Origin of the sequence: Streptomyces sp. NPDC127106 (assembly GCF_042677605.1) — a bacterium.
Taxonomy (GTDB): domain Bacteria; phylum Actinomycetota; class Actinomycetes; order Streptomycetales; family Streptomycetaceae; genus Streptomyces.
Map to the genome: position 1 here is coordinate 51,383 of NZ_JBHXTC010000040.1, position 23,112 is coordinate 74,494.

19 protein-coding genes and 1 riboswitch are annotated in these 23,112 nt (G+C 73.7%); of the genes, 14 read left to right on the forward strand and 5 right to left on the reverse strand.

Features of this window, described 5'->3' with window-relative positions; translation table 11 throughout:
• Nucleotides 1-70 precede the first annotated feature (70 nt).
• Nucleotides 71-200, reverse strand: a riboswitch (FMN riboswitch).
• 271 nt (nucleotides 201-471) lie between these two features.
• The 3 genes from ACFVGY_RS27450 (at nucleotide 472) to ACFVGY_RS27460 (ending at nucleotide 4,683) form a co-directional block, all read left to right on the forward strand.
• Nucleotides 472-2,850 (forward strand): chitinase C-terminal domain-containing protein, encoded by a 2,379-nt coding sequence (locus tag ACFVGY_RS27450; protein WP_385681783.1) that lies wholly within the window; start codon nucleotides 472-474, stop codon nucleotides 2,848-2,850.
• Between the two features lie 117 nt (nucleotides 2,851-2,967).
• Nucleotides 2,968-3,885 (forward strand): RNA polymerase sigma-70 factor, encoded by a 918-nt coding sequence (locus tag ACFVGY_RS27455; protein ID WP_385681785.1) that lies wholly within the window; start codon nucleotides 2,968-2,970, stop codon nucleotides 3,883-3,885.
• A 54-nt stretch (nucleotides 3,886-3,939) separates the two neighbouring features.
• On the forward strand, nucleotides 3,940-4,683 hold the full coding sequence (locus ACFVGY_RS27460) for an SDR family oxidoreductase (RefSeq protein ID WP_385681787.1): 744 nt from the start codon (nucleotides 3,940-3,942) through the stop codon (nucleotides 4,681-4,683).
• Between the two features lie 130 nt (nucleotides 4,684-4,813).
• On the opposite strand, the gene ACFVGY_RS27465 is transcribed toward ACFVGY_RS27460, so the two are convergent.
• Complete coding sequence (locus ACFVGY_RS27465; RefSeq protein WP_385681789.1) at nucleotides 4,814-5,977, reverse strand: ROK family protein; 1,164 nt, start codon at nucleotides 5,975-5,977, stop codon at nucleotides 4,814-4,816.
• 59 nt (nucleotides 5,978-6,036) lie between these two features.
• Here ACFVGY_RS27465 and ACFVGY_RS27470 point away from each other — a divergent pair, with 59 nt between their 5' ends.
• From ACFVGY_RS27470 to ACFVGY_RS27480, 3 genes are all read left to right on the forward strand, one after another.
• Nucleotides 6,037-7,251, forward strand: coding sequence for an MFS transporter (locus ACFVGY_RS27470; RefSeq protein ID WP_385681791.1), 1,215 nt, complete (start codon nucleotides 6,037-6,039; stop codon nucleotides 7,249-7,251).
• An 85-nt stretch (nucleotides 7,252-7,336) separates the two neighbouring features.
• On the forward strand, nucleotides 7,337-8,743 hold the full coding sequence (locus ACFVGY_RS27475; RefSeq protein WP_385681793.1) for a uracil-xanthine permease family protein: 1,407 nt from the start codon (nucleotides 7,337-7,339) through the stop codon (nucleotides 8,741-8,743).
• Between the two features lie 66 nt (nucleotides 8,744-8,809).
• A complete protein-coding gene (locus ACFVGY_RS27480; RefSeq protein ID WP_385681818.1) occupies nucleotides 8,810-9,460 on the forward strand; it encodes a DUF5995 family protein in 651 nt (216 codons plus the stop codon).
• Nucleotides 9,461-9,628: 168 nt separating this feature from the next.
• On the opposite strand, the gene ACFVGY_RS27485 is transcribed toward ACFVGY_RS27480, so the two are convergent.
• Entirely contained in the window at nucleotides 9,629-11,326 is a 1,698-nt protein-coding gene (locus ACFVGY_RS27485; protein ID WP_385681795.1) for a flavin monoamine oxidase family protein, read from the reverse strand.
• 79 nt (nucleotides 11,327-11,405) lie between these two features.
• Nucleotides 11,406-12,206 (reverse strand): carbon-nitrogen hydrolase family protein, encoded by an 801-nt coding sequence (locus ACFVGY_RS27490; protein WP_385681797.1) that lies wholly within the window; start codon nucleotides 12,204-12,206, stop codon nucleotides 11,406-11,408.
• Between the two features lie 418 nt (nucleotides 12,207-12,624).
• Between ACFVGY_RS27490 and ACFVGY_RS27495 the strand changes: the two genes are divergently transcribed.
• Nucleotides 12,625-13,347 (forward strand): GNAT family N-acetyltransferase, encoded by a 723-nt coding sequence (locus ACFVGY_RS27495; RefSeq protein ID WP_385681799.1) that lies wholly within the window; start codon nucleotides 12,625-12,627, stop codon nucleotides 13,345-13,347.
• A 125-nt stretch (nucleotides 13,348-13,472) separates the two neighbouring features.
• Nucleotides 13,473-13,799, forward strand: a complete 327-nt coding sequence (locus ACFVGY_RS27500) for a WhiB family transcriptional regulator (RefSeq protein WP_385681801.1) — start codon at nucleotides 13,473-13,475, stop codon at nucleotides 13,797-13,799.
• A gap of 135 nt (nucleotides 13,800-13,934) precedes the next feature.
• Here ACFVGY_RS27500 and ACFVGY_RS27505 read toward each other — a convergent pair whose 3' ends face one another.
• Together ACFVGY_RS27505 and ACFVGY_RS27510 are read right to left on the reverse strand one after the other, a co-directional pair.
• The gene (locus ACFVGY_RS27505) at nucleotides 13,935-14,390 is read right to left on the reverse strand and encodes an Lrp/AsnC family transcriptional regulator (RefSeq protein WP_179177713.1); all 456 of its coding nucleotides are present in this window, start codon (nucleotides 14,388-14,390) and stop codon (nucleotides 13,935-13,937) included.
• A gap of 10 nt (nucleotides 14,391-14,400) precedes the next feature.
• On the reverse strand, nucleotides 14,401-15,855 hold the full coding sequence (locus tag ACFVGY_RS27510) for an amino acid permease (RefSeq protein ID WP_385681803.1): 1,455 nt from the start codon (nucleotides 15,853-15,855) through the stop codon (nucleotides 14,401-14,403).
• 310 nt (nucleotides 15,856-16,165) lie between these two features.
• On the opposite strand from ACFVGY_RS27510, the gene ACFVGY_RS27515 reads away from it, so the two are divergent.
• The 6 genes from ACFVGY_RS27515 (at nucleotide 16,166) to ACFVGY_RS27540 (ending at nucleotide 22,945) form a co-directional block, all read left to right on the forward strand.
• Nucleotides 16,166-17,182, forward strand: a complete 1,017-nt coding sequence (locus ACFVGY_RS27515) for a GDSL-type esterase/lipase family protein (RefSeq protein ID WP_385681805.1) — start codon at nucleotides 16,166-16,168, stop codon at nucleotides 17,180-17,182.
• Nucleotides 17,183-17,309: 127 nt separating this feature from the next.
• Nucleotides 17,310-18,329, forward strand: a complete 1,020-nt coding sequence (locus tag ACFVGY_RS27520; protein ID WP_385681820.1) for an SCO0930 family lipoprotein — start codon at nucleotides 17,310-17,312, stop codon at nucleotides 18,327-18,329.
• Between the two features lie 112 nt (nucleotides 18,330-18,441).
• Nucleotides 18,442-19,290, forward strand: a complete 849-nt coding sequence (locus ACFVGY_RS27525; RefSeq protein WP_385681806.1) for a LytR/AlgR family response regulator transcription factor — start codon at nucleotides 18,442-18,444, stop codon at nucleotides 19,288-19,290.
• A 251-nt stretch (nucleotides 19,291-19,541) separates the two neighbouring features.
• Entirely contained in the window at nucleotides 19,542-19,817 is a 276-nt protein-coding gene (locus tag ACFVGY_RS27530) for a hypothetical protein (protein WP_385681808.1), read from the forward strand.
• Between the two features lie 120 nt (nucleotides 19,818-19,937).
• Entirely contained in the window at nucleotides 19,938-21,716 is a 1,779-nt protein-coding gene (locus tag ACFVGY_RS27535; RefSeq protein WP_385681810.1) for a cation acetate symporter, read from the forward strand.
• Nucleotides 21,713-22,945, forward strand: a complete 1,233-nt coding sequence (locus ACFVGY_RS27540) for a sensor histidine kinase (RefSeq protein ID WP_385681812.1) — start codon at nucleotides 21,713-21,715, stop codon at nucleotides 22,943-22,945. The genes ACFVGY_RS27535 and ACFVGY_RS27540 overlap by 4 nt, the downstream gene beginning before the upstream one ends.
• The last annotated feature ends 167 nt before the right edge of the window (nucleotides 22,946-23,112 follow it).

Genomic DNA, 23,112 nt, shown 5'->3' on the forward strand with positions numbered 1-23,112 from the left:
GTCCGCTCGCCACGCGTCCGGAAAGACGCGTGCGGGACCGCCGACGGCGGCGTACCGGTGTGACTGCCCGCCGCGCACTGCCTCCCATCCGGACTTTAACCGTCGGTCCAGGAATTTCACCTGGTCAACCGGCCGCTGGCTGCGGACGGGTCGCGGACTATACCGCCGGTTCGGAATTGCACCGACCCCGGAGTGCGCTGCTTCTACTGGTACTCCTGCCAGTCTGCCACGGGCGATCGGGGGCCATACAGGAGAAATGCTGTGGCCTGGGTCACAGACGGCCGGTTCGGCCCGACTCCGTCAAGTAGCCCCGAGATTGGTCCAGACCTATTGACGGGTTGGTCTAGTCCTCTTAACGTTCCCTTCATCTTCCCCGGGAGACAGCCCGTCAGATGTGCGCACGTCGCGGGCCGACACGCACCACTTTCCTGCCTGTTGTGTCCTGCACTCCTCCCTTCCCCAGGAGGCACCATGCTGTCCCCCACACGTACGAGAGCGCTGCTCCTGGCAGCCGGCGCGGCGATCGCCGGACTGCTGGCGGGCGGGCTCTCGGCGGGCGTCTCGCACGCAGCCGACAACGAGGCTTGCCGGCCCGACGGCCTCTACCGGACCCCGGGCGTCGACGTCCCGTACTGCTCGGTCTACGACACCGAGGGGCGCGAGAAGATGGGCGCCGACCACCAGCGGCGCGTGATCGGCTACTTCACCGGCTGGCGCACCGGCAAGAACGGCCAGCCCGCCTACCTCGCGAGCAACATCCCGTGGGACAAGATCACCCACATCAACTACGCCTTCGCACACATCGGCGGCGACAACAGGATCTCGGTCGGCGCAGACGGCCCGGACAACGCCGCCACCGGCGCGACCTGGCCGGGCGTGGCCGGGGCCGAGATGGACCCGACCCTCCCCTACAAGGGCCACTTCAACCTGCTGACCAAGTACAAGAAGCAGCACCCGGACGTGAAGGCGCTGATCTCGGTGGGCGGCTGGGCCGAGACCGGCGGCTATTTCGAGGACGACGGCACCCGGGTGGACTCGGGCGGCTTCTACTCGATGGCCACCCACCCGGACGGCTCCGTCAACCAGGCGGGCATCGACACCTTCGCCGACTCCGCCGTCGCCTTCGTCAGGAAGTACGGCTTCAACGGCGTCGACATCGACTACGAGTACCCGACGTCGATGAAGGACGCGGGCAACCCGCTGGACTGGTCGCTGGCGAACCCCCGCCGGGCCGGACTGGTCAAGGGCTACGACGCCCTGCTGAAGACCCTCCGCGAGAAGCTGGACCGGGCCGGCGCCGCCGACGGCAGGCACTACCTGCTGACCGTGGCCGCCCCGTCCTCCGGCTACCTGCTGCGCGGCATGGAGACGTACCAGATGCAGAAGTACCTGGACTACGTCAACATCATGTCCTACGACCTGCACGGCGCCTGGAACGAGCACGTCGGCCCCAACGCCTCCCTCTTCGACGACGGCAAGGACGGCGAGCTCGCCGCCGCCGGCGTCTACGGCTCCCAGCAGTACGGCGGCATCGGCTACCTCAACACCGACTGGGCGTACCACTACTTCCGCGGCTCGATGCCGGCCGGCCGGATCAACATCGGCCTGCCGTACTACACCCGCGGCCACAAGAACGTGCAGGGCGGCACCGACGGCCTGTGGGGCAAGGCCGCCGCCACCGCCTGCCCGGCCGGGTCCGGCCTGGCCAAGTGCGGCGACGGCGCGATCGGCATCGACAACCTGTGGCACGACAAGGACGCGGGCGGCAACGAGTCCCCGGCGGGCTCGAACCCGATGTGGCACGCGAAGAACCTGGAGAAGGGGATCGTCGGCGACTACGTCGGCCAGTACGGCTTCCCGGCGAACACCACGCTGACCGGCACCTACGTCCGCAAGTACGACGCGACGCTGGTCGCGCCGTGGTTGTGGAACGCGCAGAAGAAGGTCTTTCTGTCCACGGAGGACGAGCAGTCGGTGGCCGCCAAGGCCGACTACGTGGTCGACCGCGGCATCGGCGGCACGATGGTGTGGGAGCTGGCGGGCGACTACGGCTGGAACGCGGCCAAGGGCCAGTACGAGACGGGCTCCACGCTCACCTCGCTGATGTACGACAAGTTCAAGGCCGCGACCCCGTACGGGGCGAAGAAGGCGGGCGGCACCGCACTGCCGGGCCGGGCGGTCGACGTGGGCGTGGAGTTCACCGACTTCAAGCTCGGTGACTCGAACTACCCGATCACCCCGAAGATCAAGATCACCAACAACACGAAGAGCCCACTGCCCGGCGGCACCGAGTTCCAGTTCGACTACTCGACCTCGGCCCCGAATAACGCCTCCGACCAGTCCGGCTTCGGCACGAAGGTGATCAGCAGCGGCCACACCGGCAACAACGTGGGCGGGCTGAAGGGCGACTTCCACCGGGTCTCGCTGAAGCTGCCGGCCTGGCAGTCGCTGGCCCCGGGCGCCTCCGTCGACCTGGCGTTCAACTACTACCTGCCGGTGTCCACCCCGTCCAACTGGACGGTGAACGTCTCCGGCACCACGTACGCCCTGGCCGGCGACCTGGCCCGCGGCACCACGGTCGGCGAGCCGGGCGGCGGCTCCCAGCCCCCGACCAGCCAACCGCCGACCAGCCAGCCCCCGACCAGCCAGCCGCCCACGAGCCAGCCGCCGAGCAGCCCGCCGCCGGGCGGCACCTGCACCCACCCGGCGTACGTGGCGGGCAGCGTCTACACCGGCGGGACGGTCGTCTCCCACAAGGGCCGCAACTGGAGGGCCCAGTGGTGGACGCAGAACGAGGAACCCGGAACCACCGGCGACTGGGGCGTCTGGAAGGACCTGGGCGCCTGCTGACACCCCTGTGACCCGGCCGGAACGGCCGGCGAGAACGTGAGGACCCGGTCGCCCGGCGGCCACCGGGTCCTCGCCCGTGCGCCGCAGGGTCTTCACTGCGCCCCGTACCCTGCTGCGGTGAGCCCTTCTGCCGCCGCCCGCACCGCGGACTTCGAGGAGCACCGGTCCCGGATGTTCGGCATCGCCTACCGGATGCTCGGCTCGGCCGGCGAGGCCGAGGACACCGTCCAGGACGCCTGGCTGCGGTGGAGCGCCGCGGACCGCGGCGACGTGCACCACCCCGGTGCCTGGCTGGCGAAGGCCGTCACCCACCTGTGCTTGAACCGGCTGACCTCGGCGCGCGCCCGGCGCGAGGAGTACGTCGGCCCCTGGCTGCCGGAGCCCGTCCTCACCGACGGCGGCGCGCTCGGGCCGCTGGAGTCGGCGGAGCAGCGCGACAGCGTCTCGATGGCCCTGCTGGTACTGCTGGAGCGGCTCACCCCGGCGGAGCGGGCCGTGTACGTGCTGCGCGAGGCCTTCGCGTACGGCCACCGGGAGATCGCCGGGCTCCTGGACCTGTCCGAGGCCAACTGCCGGCAGCTCTACCGGCGGGCGTCGGCCCGGGTGGCGGAGGGCCGGGCCGCCGAGGGCCGGTCGGCGGCCTCGGAACGCAAGCGCTCCGAGGCGGACCCGGAGCACTGGCGCGGGCTGGTGGAGACCTTCCTCGCCGCGGCCCGGGACGGCGACCTGGCCCGGTTGGAGGGCATGCTCACCGCCGACGTGCGGTACGTGTCGGACGGCGGCGGCGTGGTGAGCGCGGCCCGGCGCCCGGTCCTCGGCCGGGACCGGGTGGCCCGGTTCCTGGCGGGGGTGCTGCACAAGCACGCCGCGGGCCTCCCACTGGACTTCGCCGTGGTCAACGGGGAGCCGGCGCTGGTCGTCGGCGGGGCCGGGGTCCTGCTGGTGGAGTTCGAGGACGGGCTGGTCAGGGAGGTTCGGGCGGTGGTCAACCCGCACAAGCTGGGTTTCCTGCAGCGGCAGCTGTCACGTTCCTGACCGCTGCCCAATCCCAGCGGGTGAACGCAACTCCCCAGGGAAGGAACGGACACCTTGAGCACGATCCTGGTCACGGGCGGTACGGGAAACCTCGGCGCGCTGGTCGTCGCCCGGCTGCGGGCGGCGGGGCACGAGGTGCGCGCCCTCAGCCGGCACTCCCGGGAGCACCCGGTCGACCTGATGGACGGCCGCGGGCTGGACGCGGCCATGGCGGGCGCGGAGGTGGTCGTGCACTGCGCGTCCAACCCGCGCGGCGGTGACGACGTGGCCGCCGGGCACCTGATCGGGGCGGCCCGGCGGGCGGGGACGGTCACGAACGTCGTCTCCATCTCGATCGTGGGCGTGGACGTGGTCCCGCTCGGCTATTACGAGGTCAAGCACGCGGTGGAGCGGATGCTCCTGGAGTCGGGGCTGGGCGTGACCATCCTGCGGACGACGCAGTTCCACGACCTGGTGGCGATGATCACGGACGCGGTCGCGAAGGTGCCGGTGGTGCCGGTGCCGCTGCCGAAAGGGGTGCGGGTGCAGCCCGTCTCCGTGGCGGAGGTGGCCGACCGGATGGCCGAACTGGCGGTGCCGACCCCGGCGGGCCGGGTCCCCGACATGGGCGGGCCCGAGGTGCGCACGCTGGTGGAGCTGGGGCGGGCGTACCTGGAGGCGACGGGCCGCAAGCGTCGCGTGTTCGCCCTGCCGCTGGCGGGCAGGGCGTACGCGGGGTTCCTGCGCGGCGGCAACCTGGCCCCGCAGAACGCCGTGGGCAAGGTGACCTTCGCCGACTTCCTGGCCGAACGGGCCTGAGGCGGGCGCCGGTCGGAGGCCGGCGAGGCACCGCTCGGGCGCGGGGGTGGGCGCCGGTCGGACGGCGCCCCGAGCTCTCCGGTCGGACAGGGCCCCGAGCTCTCCGGTCGGGCACCGCCCCGAGCCCCCGTCAGGCCCCGAAGAGGACCGCCTGGGCGGCGTCGGCGGCCGCGAGCCGGGCGCCGGCGAGGACCGCCGGGTCACCGAGGGCGGTGGCCCGGACGGAGGTCGGCACCGGGGTCAGGGCGGCGAGCCGGCGGGCGACCCGGTCCGCGAGGGCGGGGCCGCCCGCATGGCCGAGCTCGCCACCGAGCACCACGCACCCGGGGTCCAGGACGGCGGTGACGGCGGCCGCGCCGAGGGCGACGCGATCGGCGAGGACGTCGAGGAAGGCCTCTCCGGCGGCTCCGGCCACCGCGTCCCGCACCGGCCCGGTGAAACCGTGCTCGGCGGCCAGCGCGGCCACCGCGGCCCGGCCGGCCAGGCTGTGGAAGCCGCCCGCGCAATCGCTGCCGGAGGGCAACGCCCCCGTTCCCGGCACCGGCAGGAAGCCGATCTCGCCCGCGCCGCCGGAGGCCCCCCGGCGGAGCCGGCCGTCGAGGACCACGGCCGCGCCGACGCCGGCGCCGAGCCACAGCAGGACGAAGGAGTCCGCGTCCCGGGCGGCGCCCGCGCGCTGCTCGGCCAGCGCGGCCAGGTTGGTCTCGTTCTCCACGGCGACGTGTGCGGGCAGCCGCCGCTGGAGGGCGGCCACCAGGTCCCGGTGCCAGGCCGGCAGCCCGGCGGTGCTGCGCAGTTCCCCGCCGGCCCGGGCCACCAGCCCGGGGGCTCCGACGACCACCGTGTGCAGCCGGTCCGCGCCGGCCTCGCCGGCCAGCGCCTCCAGCGCGTCGACGGCCTCCTCGACCGCGTCCACCGGCAGCGCCCGCTCGGCCAGGGGCCGGCCGAGCAGGTCGGTGACCACGGCGGTGGCGCTGTCGGTGCGTACGTCCAGGGCCGCCAGGTGGGCGCGGCGGGCGACGATCCCGTACACGCGGGCGTTGGGGCCGCGGCGCTGCTCGCCGGACTCCCCCACGACCTCGATCAGCCCGGCCTCGGTGAGCCGCTCGACCAGGTCGGCCACCGACGGGCGGGACAGGCCGGTCAGCGCCTTGAGCTGAGCGGCCGTCAGGGGCCCTTCCTCGCGCAGCAGGCGCAGGGCGAGGCGGTCGTTGAGGGCCCGGGCCGTGCTCGGCGAGGCGGGGGACGGGGACGGGGACGGGGCGGCGGAGGGCCGGACCTTGGCAGCAGTCACACGCCCATCCTAAAGAGCTCTCCTTACCATCAGGCAGGCTTCCTGATAGTTTCATGTCCATGACCGGGGAATCCGACCTCAGCCCTGCGCGCCTGCGCCGCGCCCGTCTCGCCGTCGCCGCCGTCTTCTGCGTCCACGGCGCCGTCACCGGCTCGTTCGCCACCCGGATCCCGTGGATCCAGGACCACGCCCAGCTCGGGTCCGGCGCCCTCGGCCTCGCCCTGGCGTTCCCCGCCCTCGGCGCGGCGCTCGCCATGCCGCTGGCCGGGCGGGTCAACCACCGCCTCGGGGCCCGGCCGGCGCTGCGCGTGATGCTGGCCCTGTGGACGCTGTCGCTCGCGCTGCCCGCACTCGCCCCGAACCTGCCGGCCCTGTGCGCGGCGCTCCTCGTCTACGGGGCCACCTCCGGGATGTCGGACGTGGCGATGAACGCCCTCGGCGTGGAGACCGAGAACCGGCTCGGCCGCTCGATCATGTCCTCGCTGCACGGCATGTGGAGCGCGGGCGCCCTGCTGGGTTCGGCCGCCGGTACGGTCGCCGCGCACGCGGGGGCCGGTGCGCAGCCGCACCACCTCCTCGCCGCGCTGGTGCTGACCGCCGCCGGGCTGGTCGCCGTACAGGGCGTACTGGACCTGCGCAGCGGGACGGACGAGCCGGCCCCGCCGCACTTCGCGCGACCGCCGGCGTCCGTGCTGCTGATCGGCCTGATCGGGTTCTGCGCGGTCTTCGCGGAGGGCGCGAGCCTGGACTGGTCGGCGGTCTACCTGCGGGACGTGCTGGACGCGGACGCCGGGCTCGCGGCCGCCAGCACCACCGCCTTCGCGCTCACCATGACGCTCGCCCGGCTCGCCGGGGACCGGGTGGTGGACCGGTTCGGGGCGGTGCGCACGGTCCGGGCGGGCGGGGCACTGGCCACGGCGGGGGGCCTGCTGGTGGTGACGGCCCGCCACCCGGCCGCGGCCATGGCGGGCTTCGGGCTGATCGGGCTCGGTGTCGCGGTGGTGGTGCCGCTGGCCTTCGCGGCCGCGGGGCGCAGCGGGCCGGCGCCCGCGCAGGCCATCGCGGGGGTGGCGACGATCACGTACACCTCGGGGCTGATCGCCCCGTCGGCGATCGGCGCGGTGGCGGACGCGACCTCGCTGGTGGTGTCCTTCGGGCTGGTCACGCTGCTGGCGTTCGGGCTGACGCTGGGGGCCTCGGCGCTGCGGCCGCGGCGGGAGCTCGGGGATGCGACCGTCGCCAACCGGGACGAACCCACCGGTATACGGCCGTAATATAACGCTGGCTTCGGCGGGATCGATCGATCCGTCGCGGCCAGAATGCTTGATCGACCGGCTCGACGGAAGTGGTGGGTGGGACATGGGCCTCGGCGTGCGCTGGACCCTGCACGGAGACGGGCGGACCCCCGCCCCCGGCGCGGTGGTGCGGCCGGACGAGCGGCTGTCGTGGCCGCGTACCGCGGGGCTCGGCGCCCAGCACGTGGTGGCGATGTTCGGCGCGAGCTTCGTCGCGCCGGTCCTCATGGGCCTGGACCCCAACCTGGCGATCATGATGTCGGGTCTGGCCACGATCGTGTTCCTGCTGGCCACGCGCGGCCGGGTGCCCTCGTACCTGGGCTGCTCGCTGTCCTTCGTGGGCGTGGCCGCGACCATCCGGGCGTCGGGCGGGGACAGCGCGGTGGTCACCGGCGCCCTGTTCAGCGTGGGCGTGGCCCTGTTCCTGGCCGGCCTCGCGGTGCAGCGGTTCGGCGCGCGGATCATCCACGCGGCGATGCCGCCCGTGGTGACCGGTGCGGTGGTCATGCTGATCGGCTTCAACCTGGCGCCGGTCACGGCCTCGACGTACTGGCCGCAGGACCAGTGGACGGCACTGCTGACCATGCTGTTCACCGGCCTGGCCGTGGTCTGTCTGCGCGGGTTCTGGTCGCGCATCGCGATCTTCCTCGGGCTGGTCTTCGGGTACGCGGTCTCCGCCCTCTTCGACCTGGTCTTCGGCAAGATCCACTCGCCGGCCGGCGGAACCCAGGCCGTCGACCACTGGCGGCTCGACCTCTCCGGGGTCGCGGAGGCCGACTGGATCGGCCTGCCGGCCTTCCATGCCCCGCAGTTCGAGTGGTCGGCGATCCTGGTCGCCCTGCCGGTGGTGATCGCCCTCGTCGCCGAGAACGCCGGGCACATCAAGGCCGTCGCCGAGATGACCGGCGACCCCCTCGACGACGCCCTCGGCACGGCCATCGCCGCCGACGGCGCGGCGTCCATGCTGTCCAGCGCGGTCGGCGGACCGCCGAACACCACCTACTCCGAGAACATCGGCGTCATGGCGGCCACCCGGGTCTACTCGACGGCGGCCTACTGGGCGGCCGCCGGCTTCGCCCTCCTCTTCGGCCTGTGCCCCAAGTTCGGCGCGGTCGTGGCCGCCATCCCCGGCGGCGTGCTCGGCGGTATCACCGTCATCCTGTACGGCATGATCGGCCTGCTCGGCGCGCAGATCTGGCTGAACGGCCGGGTGGACCTGCGCAATCCGCTGAACCTGGTGCCGGCCGCGGCGGGCATCATCATCGGCATCGGCGGGGTGAAGCTCCAGCTGACCGAGTCCTTCGAGCTCGGCGGGATCGCCCTCGGCACCCTCGTCGTCATCACCGGCTACCACACCCTGCGCTACCTCGCCCCCGCGCACATGAAGGAGCAGGAGCCGCTGCTGGACGCGGGCACCTCCAGGTACGACGAGGACCCGGAGGCGGGCGGCGGCCCGGACGGGCGCCGCTGAGGCGGTTCGCCCGAACCGGCGAAGCACACGGCCAAGCCCTCCCGATCCGCGCCGCCGGCTGGGACCCTGCCTCCCGTGGACGAAGTGCTGGCGCGGATGCGCGCCCTGGACGAGCGGCTCCCCGCGCGGGACGGCGTCGCCGTCTTCAACCGGGTGTACCTGACGGTGACGCAGACGCTGCACGAGCGCATCCGCAGCGGGGAGTTCCCCGCGCCCCGGCAGGCGCAGACGCTCAGCGTGCGGTTCGCGCAGCGGTATCTGACGGCGGTGGAGTCGGACCGGCCCCCCGCGTGCTGGCGGCCGCTGCTGCAGTACCGCCGCCACCCCGGGGTACGGCCGCTGCAGCACGCCCTGGCCGGGATCAACGCGCACATCGGCCACGACCTGGCCCTGGCGGTGGTCACCACCTGTCGGGCGCTGGAGTGCGAACCACGGGCGCTGGAAGCCGACTTCGACCGGGTCGGCGACACCCTGGTCAGCCTGGAGGAGCGCATCCGGGAGGACCTGATGCCGGGCCCCGACCTGCTGGAGGTCACCGACCCGCTGACGCACCTGGTCGGCTCGTGGAGCCTGGAGCGGGCGCGCGGAGCCGCGTGGTCGGCGGCCCGCCTGCTGTGGGGGCTGCGCCGCTCCCCCGACCTGGTCGAGGAGTTCACCGAGTCCCTGGACGCGGGCGTCGGCCTGGTGGGCCGCTGCCTCCTGACCCCGACCGCCTGACCACCCACCGCCGCACCGCCGCACCGCCGCACCGCCGCACCGCCGGCGGCAGCTTCGGCGCGCCACCACGGGACCCCGCGGGCCGGGCGACCGCCCCCGGGCATGGAAAACGGGCCGCCACCGCGCTGTGTACGCGGGGGCGGCCCGTGGTCACGGGGAGCCGGCGGCTCAGTCCTCGGGCAGCTCGACCGGGGCGATCTCGTCGTAGACGTCGCCCGGGCCCGGGTTGGTGGCGTCGGTCTCACCGCCGAGGTGGTGCATGACGCCCCAGACCGCGTTCAGCGCCGTCTGCACGGCACCCTCGGCCCAGCCGGCCGTCCAGGAGATGTCGTCGCCGGCGAGGAAGATGCCGCGCTTGTCCTCCGGGAGGCGGTCCTGCATGAAGTGGGTGAACAGGCGCCGCTGGTAGCGGTAGTGGCCGGGGAGGTTGGCCTTGAACGCGCCCATGAAGTAGGGCTCGTTCTCCCAGGAGACGGTCACCGGGTTGCCGATGATGTGGCGGCGGATGTCGACCTTCGGGTAGATCTCGCCGAGGGACTTCAGCATGACCTCCATCCGCTCGTTCGCGGACAGCGGCAGCCACTTCAGGCTGTCGTCGCACCAGGTGTACGACAGGCAGATCACGGCCGGCTGGTCCGGTCCGTTGTCCAGCAGGTAGGTGCCGCGGGTCATCCGGTCCGTCAGCGTCATCGACATGACGTCGCGACCGGTCTGCTCGTCCTTGTCCAGCCAGAACGGGCGGTCCACCGGAATGAAGAGCTTCGAGGACTCCATGTAGTGGGTGCGCTCGATCGCCGTCCAGTGGTCGATCGGGAACAGCGAGTCGTCGCACTCGATCTTGGAGAGCAGCATCCAGGACTGGGCCGTGAAGATCGCGGCACGGTACGTGCGGATGTCGCCGGAGGCGTCGGTGACCGTGATGCGGTTGCCGGCCGTGCGGTGCAGGCGGGTCACCGCCGGGCGCGGGGTGCCGTCGTGCAGGGTGGACAGCGAGGTGCCCTGGGCCCAGTGGAGGATCTTCTCGGGCTCGCGCTCCCACAGGCGCAGCGGCAGCTGCTGGGAGCCGCCGACGATGCCGCGGTGGTGGTCGTCCGCCTCGGTGTAGACGACGCGCAGGATCTCCAGGATGGAGTTGGGGAAGTCGGTGTCCCAGCCGCCGGTGCCGAAGCCGACCTGGCCGAAGATCTCGCGCTTGCGGAAGGACTGGAAGGCCTCCGACTCGCACAGGTAGCCGTAGAAGGTCTGGTTGTCGAGCTTCTCGACGAGCTTGGCCCAGATCTCGCGGATGCGCGGGACGTCGCGCTCGCGCATCGCGGTGTTCATGTCGGAGAAGTCGGCGCCCTCCTCCAGGCAGGCGTTCCACGCGTCGGCGACGTCGCGGTAGATCTGCGGGAGGTCGGCGATCGTCTCGGCGTAGTGGGACTCGCCCTTGAGGTCCACGACCGTCGAGGGGGTGGCCTCGGCCAGCGGGTTCGGGAACGGCTCGGTCTTCAGGCCGACGAGGTCGATGTAGTGCTGCAGGGCGGTGGAGGAGGGCGGGAAGCGCATGGCGCCCATCTCCGCGGTGAGCCCCTCGGTGCCGGTGCCCTCGAAGCCGACGGTGCGCAGGCGTCCGCCGATCTGGTCCGCCTCGTAGACGACGGGCTTGAGGCCCATCTTCATCAGCTCGTAGGCGGAGATGATGCCGGACAGACCGCCGCCGATGACCGCGACCTCGGTGCCGTGCTCGGTCGCCGGTATCTGGCCCAGGCCCGCCGGGTGCGCGAGGAAGTCGTCGTACGCGTACGGGAAGTCCGGGCCGAACATGGTGATCGGCAGCTGGCCGTCGCTGTGCGGGACGGCGGTGGTGGGCACCGTGGACGTCATGGGGTACGACTCCTTGCAGGGTGGGGCAGAGGGGGGTGGACGGAGCGGGCCGGGGGGCCGGAGTTCGCGGGCCGGGGGCTCAGACGAGGGAGGAGTAGAGCCCGGGGCGGCGGTCGCGCAGGTAGGGGTTGTTCTCGCGCGAGTTCCGCAGCAGCTCGGGATCGGCCTCGCCGATCACCATCTCCTCGCCGCGGCCCGCCCGGGTCCGGGTGACCCCGTCCGGGGAGGCCAGGCAGCTGAGTCCGACGAACTCGAACTCGCCTTCCGGGCCGGTGCGGTTGACGTACGCGATGTACATCTGGCTCTCGAAGGCCCGTACGGGGACGAGCTGTTCGGCGACGAACTGGAACGGGTGCATCTGCGCGGTCGGCACCAGGAGGAGGTCGGTGCCCGCCAGTGCGTGGGCCCGGACGTTCTCCGGGAACTCCACGTCGTAGCAGATCATGATGCCGATGCGGAGGCCGTTCAGGTCGGCCTGGACGACCTGGGTGTCGCCGGGCGTGAAGGCATCCTGCTCGAAGCAGCCGAACAGGTGGGTCTTGCGGTAGTTCGCGAGGCGGGCCCCGTCCGGGCCGATGAGCTGCGCCGAGTTGTAGACGGTCGCGCCGTCCCGCTCCGGGTAGCCGTACAGGACGCCGAGCCCGTGGCGGCGGGCGATCTCGCCGATCGCGCGGGCCGACGTGCCGTCGGCGGCCTCGGCGAGGGAGGCGATCTCCTCGACCGGCAGTGCGTAGCCGGTCAGGAACATCTCCGAGGTCACGAGGAGTCCGACGCCCGCCTCGGCGGCGCGGGCCGCGGCCTCGTCGAGCGCCTTCAGGTTCACGGCGGTGTCGCCGAGAACTCCGGAGCTCTGGAGGAGGGCAGTGCGCAGCGGGGGCATGGGCTACCTCTGTGGCAGGTGGGGCGGGGTGTCCTACGAAGGTACGGTTACGCGTTCGACCCGGACAAGCCATGAGCGTTGCGCTGCGCGCATCGATTCGTTGCGCGTTTGCCCGATGGGGCGGCGATTCGTTGCGCAGGGCCGCGCGGATCCCGGCCCCGGCGGCGCGGAACGGGCCCGCGACGGCGGGCGGGCGGGCCGGCCGGCTGGGTACCGGGTCGCCGCAGGTCATCGAGGGTACCGGCCGTCGCCGCCGCCCGCGGTGCACCGTCCGCCCTGCCCGGGGCATAAAGCCGCCCGCGACGGTTGCTGACCATGGTGACCGTCCTACCGAGCAGTCTGTTGGCGGTGTGCGGGGCCGTCGAGACACTGTGCGGGGCCCGGGCGCGCCGTCCGATGGAGAGGAGTGCACCGCCTCATGTCGCCCGAAACCGAGACCGCCGCGCCCGTCCACGTCCTGGACAACCCGGTGTGGGCCGCGCTGAACGGCCCGAGCGGCGGTGCGTTCGCCGAGCCCGCGCCCGGCGGGCTGGCCGCGCGGTACACCGCCGACACCTCGCCGTTCGCGGCGCTGGCGGACCCGGATGATCCGCGCGCCTGGGCCGATCTGGCGGAGCTGGTGGGTCCGGACGGGCCGGTGTGGGTCACCGGCCTGCTGACCCCGCCGCCCGGGTGGACGACGGTGCTCGCGATCGAGGGGGTGCAGTTCGACGGTTCGGCGGTACGGGCCGAGCCGGCGCCGGAGGCGGTGCGACTGGGTCCGGCGGACGTACCGGAGATGCTCGAACTGGTGGAGCTGACGAAGCCGGGGCCGTTCCTGGACCGCACCGTCGAGCTGGGCACCTACCTGGGCATACGGCACGGGGGGCGGCTCGTCGCGATGGCGGGCGAGCGGATGCGGCCGCCGGGCTGGTCGGAGATCAGCGCGGTGTGCACCCACCCGGACCACCGGGGCCGGGGGCTCGCCGCGCGGCTGGTCCGAGCAGTGGCGGCGGAGGTCGCGGCGCGCGGCGAGCGGCCGTTCCTGCACGCCGCGGCGGACAACGCGGGGGCGATCGCCCTGTACGAGTCCATGGGGTTCACCCTCCGCCGCCGCCCGTCCTTCATCGGCCTGCGCACCCCCGCGGCGCCGCTGGGCTGACCGGCCCGGCCCGGCCCGCCATGGGGCGGAATCGCGCCATCCGGGGTGCCGTAGGGGGGCCGACGGGTTTGGCGGGGCGTCGAGCGGTCACACGCGGACTCATCGACGACAGGAGGCACACCGCCATGAACGACGTCTCACGGCTTCCGGGAGCCGCGCACCACCACTGGCAGTGGCAGCTTCGGGCGGCCTGCCGGAACCTGGGCCCCGGCCGCTTCTACCACCCCGCGGGCGAGCGGGGTCCGGAACGGGACGAACGCGACGAGGCGGCGAAGCGGGTGTGCGCGGTCTGCCCGGTGCGGGCCGCGTGCCTGGAGCACGCCCTGCGCACCCGCGAGCCCTTCGGGGTGTGGGGCGGGCTGACGGAGGAGGAGCGGCGGATGCTGCTGGCTCGCCGGGGGCTCGTCGGGGCCGGCCTCGCGCCGGCTGCCGGGGCCCGCGGCAGCCGGTGAACCGCGCCTGCGGCGCCGCGGCGCGGCGGGCGGGCCGGGAACCCCTCGCGGCGGGGCGGGTACGCAGGAAGGGCCCCCGGAAGGCGATTCCGGGGGCCCTTTCCGCGTACGGCCGTACCTCTGCCGCTGCCCGCCTTACGCGGGGGCGCCGGAGGTGAAGCGGCGCAGGAGGGGGGAGAGGACGAGCACCGACTTGGTGCGCTCCACGAAGGGCTCGCCCGCGATGCGCTCCAGCACCCGCTCGAAGTGCCGCATGTCGGAGGCGAAGACCTGGACGAGGGCGTCCGCGTCGCCGGTCACGGTCGACGCGGACACCACCTCCGGGTACCGCTCCAGTCCTCGCCGGATGTCGTCCGGGGAGGTGTTGTGGCGGCAGTAGATCTCGATGAACCCCTCGGTCTCCCAGCCCATGGCGGCGGGGTCGACGCGGACGGTGAAGCCGGTGATGGCCCCCTCGCTCCGCAGCCGGTCCACGCGCCGTTTGACGGCCGGGGCCGAGAGTCCGACCTCGGAGCCGATGTCGGCGTAGGAGCGGCGGGCATCCTCGGCGAGGGCGTGCACGATGCGTTCGTCGAGATCGTTCAGTCGCACTGCGGGTGGATCACATTTCTGCTGTGGCCAGTCGGGAGCGGCGGAAGCCGTATACGAAGTACACCACGACACCGACGACCATCCAGAGACCGAACGCGATCCAGGTCGGCATCGGCAGGTTGTACATCATGTACGCGCAGGCGATGAAGCCCAGGATCGGGGTGACCGGGAAGAGGGCCACCTTGAAGGTGCGCGGCATGTCCGGCCTGGTGCGGCGCAGGATCACCACGGCGACGTTGACCAGGGCGAAGGCGAAGAGGGTGCCGATGCTGGTGGCGTCGGCCAGCTTGCCCAGCGGGATGAAGGCCGCGAGGACGCCGCAGAACAGGGAGACGATGAGCACGTTGACGCGGGGGGCGCCGGTCTTCTCGTCGACCTTGGCGAAGACCTTGGGGACCAGGCCGTCGCGGGACATCGCGAACAGGATGCGGGTCTGGCCGTAGAGGACGGCGAAGACGACGGAGGCGATGGCGACGACGGCGCCCGCGGCGAGGACGATGCCCCAGAAGCTGCCACCGGTGACGTCGGTCATGATCTGGGCGAGCGCGGCCTCGGTGCCCTCGAAGTCCTGCCAGGGCATGGCGCCGACGGCGACGAAGGCGACGAGGCAGTACAGGACGGTGACGATGCCCAGCGACAGCATGATCGCGCGCGGCAGGTCCTTCTTCGGGTTCTTGGCCTCTTCACCGGCGGTGGAGGCGGCGTCGAAGCCGATGTAGGAGAAGAAGAGGGTGGAGGCGGCGGCGCTGATGCCGGTGATGCCGAGCGGGGCCAGCGGGGCGTAGTTGCCGGACTTGATGCCCAGGACGCCGATGCCGATGAAGAGCACCAGCGTGGCGATCTTGATGATGACCATGATCGCGTTGATGCGGGCGCTCTCCTTGGCGCCGCGCATCAGGAAGACCATGGCGAGCAGGACCACGACCAGCGAGGGCAGGTTGATGAAGCCGCCCTCGCCCAGCGGGGCGGAGAGGCCCTCGGGGATGGTGAAGCCGAATATCCCGTCGAGGAGCTCGTTGAGGTACTGGCCCCAGCCGACGGCCACGGCCGCGACGGAGACGGCGTACTCCAGGACCAGGCACCAGCCGCAGATCCAGGCGATGAACTCGCCCATCGTGGCGTACGCGTAGGAGTACGAGGAGCCGGAGACGGGCACCGAGCCGGCCAGCTCCGCGTAGGAGAGGGCCGAGAAGAGCGCGGTGAGGCCCGCGATGACGAAGGAGATCGTCACGGCGGGGCCGGCCTTGGGGGCCGCCTCGCCGAGGACCACGAAGATGCCGGTGCCGAGCGTGGCGCCGATGCTGATCATCGTCAGCTGCCACATGGTGAGCGAACGGCGCAGGACGCCGCCCTCACCCTGGCCGCCCTCGGCGACGAGCTGCTCTACGGGCTTGCGGCGGAGCAGCGGGTTCGCAGGCCTCCGCGACTCCTTCGAGAGCGGCGGCGCCTGGTCGTGGTCGAGCACGAGGGGACTCCTTTGACACTGCGGATGGGGGTTGAGGCATCGGCCGCAGCGATCCGGAGCAGGACACAGACGGGCGTCTGGGCATGGGCGGACCGCCGAGGAGGCGGACCGCGCCACTCCACGTACAGCGAGTGAGCCTACGAGCTGAGAGATAGCGCCCGTAATGCACCATCCTTGCACATTGGCGCACGATCGTTGCACGGATCCGTTCTGGGCAGCCCTTTGTTGCACGCGGATGATCGATCAGTGCGTGAATCACCCAAACCGCCTTCCTTGACAGTGCGTCAGAATTGCCGCAGCGTGCGGGGCCATGGATGCCGACACCACGGCCACGGCCTGGCTCGACCCACAGCCCTTCCTGCGCGGGGTCGCCTGGCTCGACCGGGGCCGCCCGGTCCGCGCCGATCCGGACGACACCCTGCGGCTGCCCCGGGACACCGGCGAGCGGGCCACGCTGCCGATCGGGGTGCGGCTGGAGTTCACCGCCGCGGACGGGACGCACGCCGTGGACGTCCGCTACCGGGCCGCCGTCCCCGGCCCCACCGACGCGCTGCGCGACCTCGCCCACGGCTTCGCCCTGTGGGACCGCCACGGGGTGGTCCGCGAGGTCTGGACCGACCCGGCCCCCGAGGCCGTCGTGCGCATCGACCTGCCCGGCGGGCCCGGCCCCTTCACCGTCCACCCGCCCGAGGCGCAGTCGCCCCGGATCCTGGGCCTGCGCGGGGTCGGCGGCCCCGTGGCCCCGGCCCCGGCCGCCCCCCGCTGGGTGGTGCACGGCGACTCGATCACCGAGGGCTGGTGGTCGACCCGCCCCGCCCACGGCTGGCCGGCCGTCGCCGGCCGGGTCCTCGGCTGGGACACCGTCAACCTCGGGTACGCGGGCGCCGCGCGCGGCGAGCTCGCCACCGCCGAGCAGCTCGCCGCACTCCCCGCCGACGTCCTCACCCTCGCCTTCGGCACCAACTGCTGGACCCGCGTCCCCCATTCGGCGCCGCTGCTGTACGAGACCACCCGCGCCTTCCTCGACCTGGTCCGCCAGGGGCACCCGCACACCCCGCTGCTGCTGCTCTCCCCCGTGCTGCGGCCCGATGCCGAGCGCACCCCGAACCGGCTGGGCGCCACCCTGGGCGCCCTGCGCGACGCGATGGAGCGGGCGGTCCGGGAGCGGAGCGCCGCCGGGGACGACCGGCTGGTCCTGCTGCCCGGCCGGGACCTGCTCGGGCCGGAGCACCTGGCGGACGGGCTGCACCCCAATGACGCCGGACACCGCGTTCTGGGCCTTGCTGTGGTCACGGCTCTACGGCGGGCCGGGTTCGACGGCGGGTGAGTGAAACACCCCACACCGCCCGCCGTGAACAGACCGGGCTCCCCACCCCGTGTCCTGAGCACAGTTGCCGGCGCACCGCACACACCGGGCGCCGGACACGGGAACACCACACGTGGGAGAGATCGAGATGGGCATCAAGCGCGGAACCACCCTGGCCACCGTGGCCGTCGTCGTCGCACTGACCGCCACGGCCTGCGGCCAGGGCGAGACCAAGGCCGGCGCGGTCAAGCCGGCGGGGGCCGCCGCGCAGGCGGGATCCGGGTACGGCTCCGACTACGGCTCGGGCGGCGACGCCGGCGCGGGCGCGGACGTGGCCACCAAGGCCGGCGGGCAGTTGGCGATCGCGCAGACCGAACAGCTCGGCCAGGTCCTCACCGACAGCGCCGGCTTCACCCTCTACCGCTTCGACAAGGACACCCCCAAGCCCCCGAAGTCCAACTGCGACGGCGACTGCGCCAAGGCCTGGCCCCCGGTCCCGGCCGGCGACGTCACCGCCGCCGCGGGCATGGACGCCTCCGCGCTCGGCGAGGTCGTCCGCAGCGACGGCAGCAAGCAGCTGACGGTGGGCGGCTGGCCGGTGTACCGCTACGCCAAGGACGCCAAGGCCGGGGACCTGAACGGTCAGGGCGTCGGCGGCACCTGGTTCGCGCTCGCCCCCGACGGCAAGAAGGCCGCGAAGGGGGCGGCCGGTGCGGGCCAGGGCTCCGGTGCGGGCGCGGGCTCCGGCGCGGGCGCGGGCTCCGGCGCGGGCGCGGGCGCGGGCGCGGGCTCCGGCGCGGCCCCGGCCACGGGCGCGCTGTCCGTGGCCAAGGACCCCAAGCTCGGCGACCACGTCGTCGACGGCAACGGCATGACCGTCTACCGCTTCAAGAAGGACACCGCCTGGCCGATGGCCTCCAACTGCACCGGCGACTGCCTGGCCAAGTGGCCGGTCGTGCCCCCGGTGGACAAGGCCAACGCCAAGGGCATCACGGAGAAGGGCTTCTCGGTGCTCGACCGCCCCGACGGCAAGAAGCAGCAGAGCATCGACTGCTGGCCCATCTACACCTTCACCGGCGACAAGAAGCCCGGTGACATCAACGGCCAGGGCGTCGGCGGCACCTGGTACGCCGTCGCTCCCGACGGCAAGGCCATCACCATCTCCTGACCGCCTCCCCTCCCCCCACCCTTCGAGCCGCGCGGCCCCCCGCTCCCCCTCCCCCGGCGGGCGGGCCGCGCACCGTTCCGTCGTGACGCGCCGCTCCCTACACTCTCGTCGCATGCTGCGCGTACTGGCCGTCGACGACGAGAAGCCCCTCCTCGAGGAACTCCTGTACCTGCTGCGGTCCGACGACCGCGTCCTGAGCGCCGAGGGCGCCTGCGACGCCACCGGGGCCCTGCGCCGGATCACCCGCGCACTGGAGAGCGGCCCCGACGGGGCCGACGCCATCGACGTCGTCTTCCTCGACATCCACATGGCCGGGCTGACCGGCCTCGACATCGCCCGGCTGCTGGCCGGGTTCGCGCAGCCGCCGCTGATCGTGTTCGTCACCGCCCACGAGGGCTTCGCCGTGCAGGCCTTCGACCTCAAGGCGGTGGACTACGTCCTCAAGCCCGTCCGGCCGGAGCGGCTGGCCGAGGCCGTCCGGCGGGCCTGCGACCACCTCGGCCGCAGCGCCGCGCAGCAGCCTCCCGCCGCGGCCGGCCCCGCCGCGGTGCCGCCCGCCGTCCCCGCGCAGCACCGCCCCGCCGCCACGGCCGCCGCGGGACCCGCGGCGGCCGGCGCCGAGCGCGCCCAGGAGCTGATCGCCGTCGAGCTCGGCGGGGTCACCCGGTTCGTCGCGATCGCCGACATCGCGTACGTCGAGGCCCAGGGCGACTACGCCCGCCTGCACACCGACGCGGGCAGCCACCTCGTGCGCATCCCGCTGTCCACCCTGGAGGAGCGCTGGGCGGCCCGCGGGTTCGTCCGCATCCACCGCCGCCACCTGGTGGCGCTGCGCCGGATCGACGAGCTCCGGCTGGACGCCGGCACCACCAGCGTCCGGGTCGGTGCGGCCGAGCTCCAGGTCAGCCGCCGGCACGCGCGCCAGCTGCGGGACCTGCTGATGCGCCAGGCGACCGGCTGACGCGCCGCGGGGCCGGTCCGACAGCGCAAGGCGCCCGGCCGGCGCACCACCCCAGCCGACGCGCCCACGCCGACGCACCACCCCAGCCGACGCGCCGACCGTCCGGCGCGCGGGACGGCCGTTCGTCGCGTCGCACGGGACGTACGGCGCCCCACCCGTGCCGTCGGTCGCAGGGCCGCCGGCGCGCAGCGCCCGGGCCCCCCGGCCGCCCCTATCGTGGAACCGCAGGTCATCAGGGAAGGGGGGTGCCGATGGCCGAGATCCAGGCACTGCTCGACGCAGTGGCCGGACTGCCCCGGACCCGGCCGGCCGGTCCCGCCGAGGCCGAGGTGCTCCTAGCCCGGCTGCGCAGCACAGCCGCCCGCTGGGCCGACGTCCTGTACGCGGCGAACGAGGGGGTCCACCTCCAGCTGCCGCCCCGGGCGGAGGCCGCGCTGCGGCTCGCGTTCCGGCGCGCCGAGGACTCGTACGTGGAGCTGGAGATCGCGCTGCGGGACTGCACGGAGCACCGCGACCCCGCCGGATGAGCTCCCGCATGGCCGACGGCGGGCCCCCGGAACGCGCCGGATCACGCCTGTTGCCGGCCGGTCGCGCTGCGTAGACTCCGGTCACCCCTGCCGTCCCCTCCCCCGGCCGAAGGACCCCCGGTGAACCAGACGTACGCGCTGACCGCGGTCACCGTCGTCGTCCTGGTGACGGTCCTGGTCGGCGCGCTGGGCCTGCGGATATCCCGGACCACCTCCGACTTCTACGTCGCCTCGCGCACGGTGGGCCCCCGCCTCAACGCGGCGGCGATCAGCGGGGAGTACCTCTCCGCGGCCTCCTTCCTCGGGGTGGCGGGGCTGGTGATGCTCCAGGGGCCCGACATGCTCTGGTACCCGCTCGGCTACACCGCCGGGTACCTGGTACTGCTGGCCCTCGTGGCGGCCCCGCTGCGCCGCTCGGGGGCGTACACGCTGCCCGACTTCGCCGAAGCCCGCCTCCAGTCGCAGGCGGTGCGCCGGATCGCGGTGCTGTTCGTGATCGGCGTCGGCTGGCTCTACCTGCTGCCGCAGTTGCAGGGCGCCGGGCTGACCCTGGAGATCCTGACGGGGGCCCCGCACTGGGTGGGCGGGGTGGTCGTCGCCTTCGTCGTGACCGCGGCCGTGGCCGCCGGCGGCATGCGGAGCATCACCTTCGTGCAGGCCTTCCAGTACTGGCTCAAGCTCACCGCGCTGCTGGTGCCCGCTTTCTTCCTGCTCACCGCCTGGGCCGGGGACGGCGCGCCCCGGGCCTCCTTCGACGCACCGGCCGTCTTCCGCGAGCGCACCGCGGTCACCCTCGCCGAGGACGTGCGCCTCACCTTGGACGCGCCGCTGACGGTGACCGTCACCGGGCAGGTGGACGGGCGGACGCACACGGCCGCGCCGCTGACGCTCGGGGCCGGGCAGCACCTCGTGCGGGCCCGGGCGCGGCTGGAGTTCACGCCCGGCACCCCCGTGCCGGAGTCCCGGCCGGCGGCCGGGGCCGGGGCCTCGCGCTGGTCGGAGCCGTTGGCCGGGGACCAGCCGGCGTTCGGCCTGTACGCGACGTACGGGCTGATCCTGGCCACCTTCCTCGGCACCATGGGACTGCCGCACGTCGCGGTGCGGTTCTACACGAGCCCCAACGGCCCGGCCGCGCGCCGCACCACGCTGGCCGTGCTCGCCCTGCTCGGCTTCTTCTACCTGCTGCCGCCGGTGTACGGGGCCCTCGGCCGGACCTACGTGCCCGAGCTGGCGCTGACCGGGGACGCGGACGCGGCGGTGCTGGTGCTCCCGGAGCGGATGCTGGGCGGGCTGCTCGGCGATCTGCTGGGCGCCCTGCTGGCCGGGGGCGCGTTCGCCGCGTTCCTGTCGACGGCGTCGGGGCTCACCATGGCGGTGGCCGGGGTGCTGCACCAGGACGTGCTGGCGCGGCGGGGAGTGCGGACCTTCCGCATCGCGGTGCTGCTGGCGATGCTGGTGCCGCTGGCGGGGAGCGTGGCGCTGGCCGACGTGCCGGTGGCGGACGCCGTGGGGCTGGCGTTCGCGGTGTCGGCCTCGTCGTTCTGCCCGCTGCTGGTGCTGGGGATCTGGTGGCGGGGGCTGACCCCGCCGGGCGCCGTGGCCGGGATGGTCACCGGCGGCGGGGCGGCGCTGGGCGCGGTGCTGGCGACCCGGGCGGGGCTGGCCCCGGAGGGCTGGGCGCACGCCCTGCTGGCCTGGCCGGCGGCCTGGTCGGTGCCGCTGGGCTTCATGACCATGGTGCTGGTGTCGGTGGCGACCCGGTCGCGGGTCCCGGCGGGGACGGCGGCGACGCTGGCCCGGCTCCACCTGCCCGAGACCGTGGCCGGGGCCCTCCCCGGGAGCGACGGCCGCCCCGCCGACGGCCGCCCGGGCCGTGCCCCTGCCGGGGGCGCACGGTGACCGCGGCCCTGCTGGCCGCCTCGGCGGTGTCGGGGGCCGTCCTGCTGGGGCTGGGCTGGGCGGGCGGGCGGTGGCACGCCCGGCGCGGGGAGCGGGCGGCCGGGCCGGACCTGGGCACTCCGGTGGAGCGGGCCACGTTCCACACCCTGTACACCGCGTCGTTGGCCGCGCCCCCGCTGCGCGCCGGGCTGACCGAGGACGCCGCCCGCAAGGCGGCCCGGCGGCTGCGCTCCCTGCTGGGGACGGAGGCGCTGTGCCTGACGGACCGGGAGTCGGTGCTGGCCTGGGACGGGCCGGGCGCCGACCACCACCAGCGGCGGGCGATGGCGCGGGTCGCGGTCATGCTGGACTCGGGGCGCAGCCAGAGCGTGCGGACCGAGTGCCAGCGGCCCGACTGTCCGCTGAAGTGGGCGGTGGTCGCCCCGCTGACCGGAGAGGACGGGGTGCTGGGGGCGCTGGTGGCGTACGGCTCGCGCGAGTCGGCGGTGCTGGTGCGGGCGGCGACCGAGGTGGCGCGGTGGGTCTCGGTGCAGTTGGAGCTGGCGGAGCTGGACCGCTCGCGGACCCGGCTGATGGAGGCGGAGATCAAGGCGCTGCGGGCGCAGATCTCCCCGCACTTCATCTTCAACTCCCTGGCCGCGATCGCCTCGTTCGTCCGGACCGACCCGGAGCGGGCGCGTGACCTGCTGCTGGAGTTCGCCGACTTCACCCGCTACTCCTTCCGACGGCACGGGGAGTTCACGACGCTGGCCGAGGAGCTGCGGTCCATCGAGCAGTACCTGGCCCTGGCGGGGGCGCGGTTCGGGGACCGGCTGAAGGTGACCTTGCAGGTGGCGCCGGAGGTGCTGCCGGTGGCGCTGCCGTTCCTGTGCCTGCAGCCGCTGGTGGAGAACGCGGTCAAGCACGGGCTGGAGAACTCCGCCGGGGAGTGCCTGATCACGATCGCCGCCCGGGACGCGGGGGCGGAGGCGGTGATCAGCATCGAGGACAACGGGGTCGGGATGGATCCGGCCCTGCTGCGGCGGATCCTGGCCGGGGAGCAGGCCGGGTCCTCGTCCGGGATCGGTCTGACGAACGTGGACGAGCGGATCCGGCAGGTGTACGGGGACGCGTACGGGCCGGTGATCGAGACGGGGATCGGCGCGGGCATGAAGGTCACCCTGCGGATCCCGAAGTACCGGGCGGGCGTGCACAGTTCCACCCCCGGGGAGCAGCGCCCCCGGCCCTGAGGCGCGGGGCGTCGTCCCCGCGGTCCCCGGAACGCGCCGGTGGCCCCCGGGGGTCCCCGGGGGGGGGGGCCCGGGGCCCCCCGGCGGGGCGGGGGGGGTCTCCCCCCCCGGGGGGGGGGCGGGCGTCGCCCGGGGGGTTTAAAAAACAGACCCGGGCGCCCGCGAAA

What these genes read in the sequence shown, in the direction of transcription:
- ACFVGY_RS27450 (WP_385681783.1), top strand. Translation starts at nt 472, where the DNA reads ATGCTGTCCCCCACACGTACGAGAGCGCTGCTCCTGGCAGCCGGCGCG.
- ACFVGY_RS27470 (WP_385681791.1), top strand. Translation starts at nt 6,037, where the DNA reads ATGACCGGGGAATCCGACCTCAGCCCTGCGCGCCTGCGCCGCGCCCGT.
- ACFVGY_RS27475 (WP_385681793.1), top strand. Translation starts at nt 7,337, where the DNA reads ATGGGCCTCGGCGTGCGCTGGACCCTGCACGGAGACGGGCGGACCCCC.
- ACFVGY_RS27485 (WP_385681795.1), bottom strand. Translation starts at nt 11,326, where the DNA reads ATGACGTCCACGGTGCCCACCACCGCCGTCCCGCACAGCGACGGCCAG.
- ACFVGY_RS27490 (WP_385681797.1), bottom strand. Translation starts at nt 12,206, where the DNA reads ATGCCCCCGCTGCGCACTGCCCTCCTCCAGAGCTCCGGAGTTCTCGGC.
- ACFVGY_RS27495 (WP_385681799.1), top strand. Translation starts at nt 12,625, where the DNA reads ATGTCGCCCGAAACCGAGACCGCCGCGCCCGTCCACGTCCTGGACAAC.
- ACFVGY_RS27500 (WP_385681801.1), top strand. Translation starts at nt 13,473, where the DNA reads ATGAACGACGTCTCACGGCTTCCGGGAGCCGCGCACCACCACTGGCAG.
- ACFVGY_RS27515 (WP_385681805.1), top strand. Translation starts at nt 16,166, where the DNA reads ATGGATGCCGACACCACGGCCACGGCCTGGCTCGACCCACAGCCCTTC.
- ACFVGY_RS27520 (WP_385681820.1), top strand. Translation starts at nt 17,310, where the DNA reads ATGGGCATCAAGCGCGGAACCACCCTGGCCACCGTGGCCGTCGTCGTC.
- ACFVGY_RS27525 (WP_385681806.1), top strand. Translation starts at nt 18,442, where the DNA reads ATGCTGCGCGTACTGGCCGTCGACGACGAGAAGCCCCTCCTCGAGGAA.
- ACFVGY_RS27530 (WP_385681808.1), top strand. Translation starts at nt 19,542, where the DNA reads ATGGCCGAGATCCAGGCACTGCTCGACGCAGTGGCCGGACTGCCCCGG.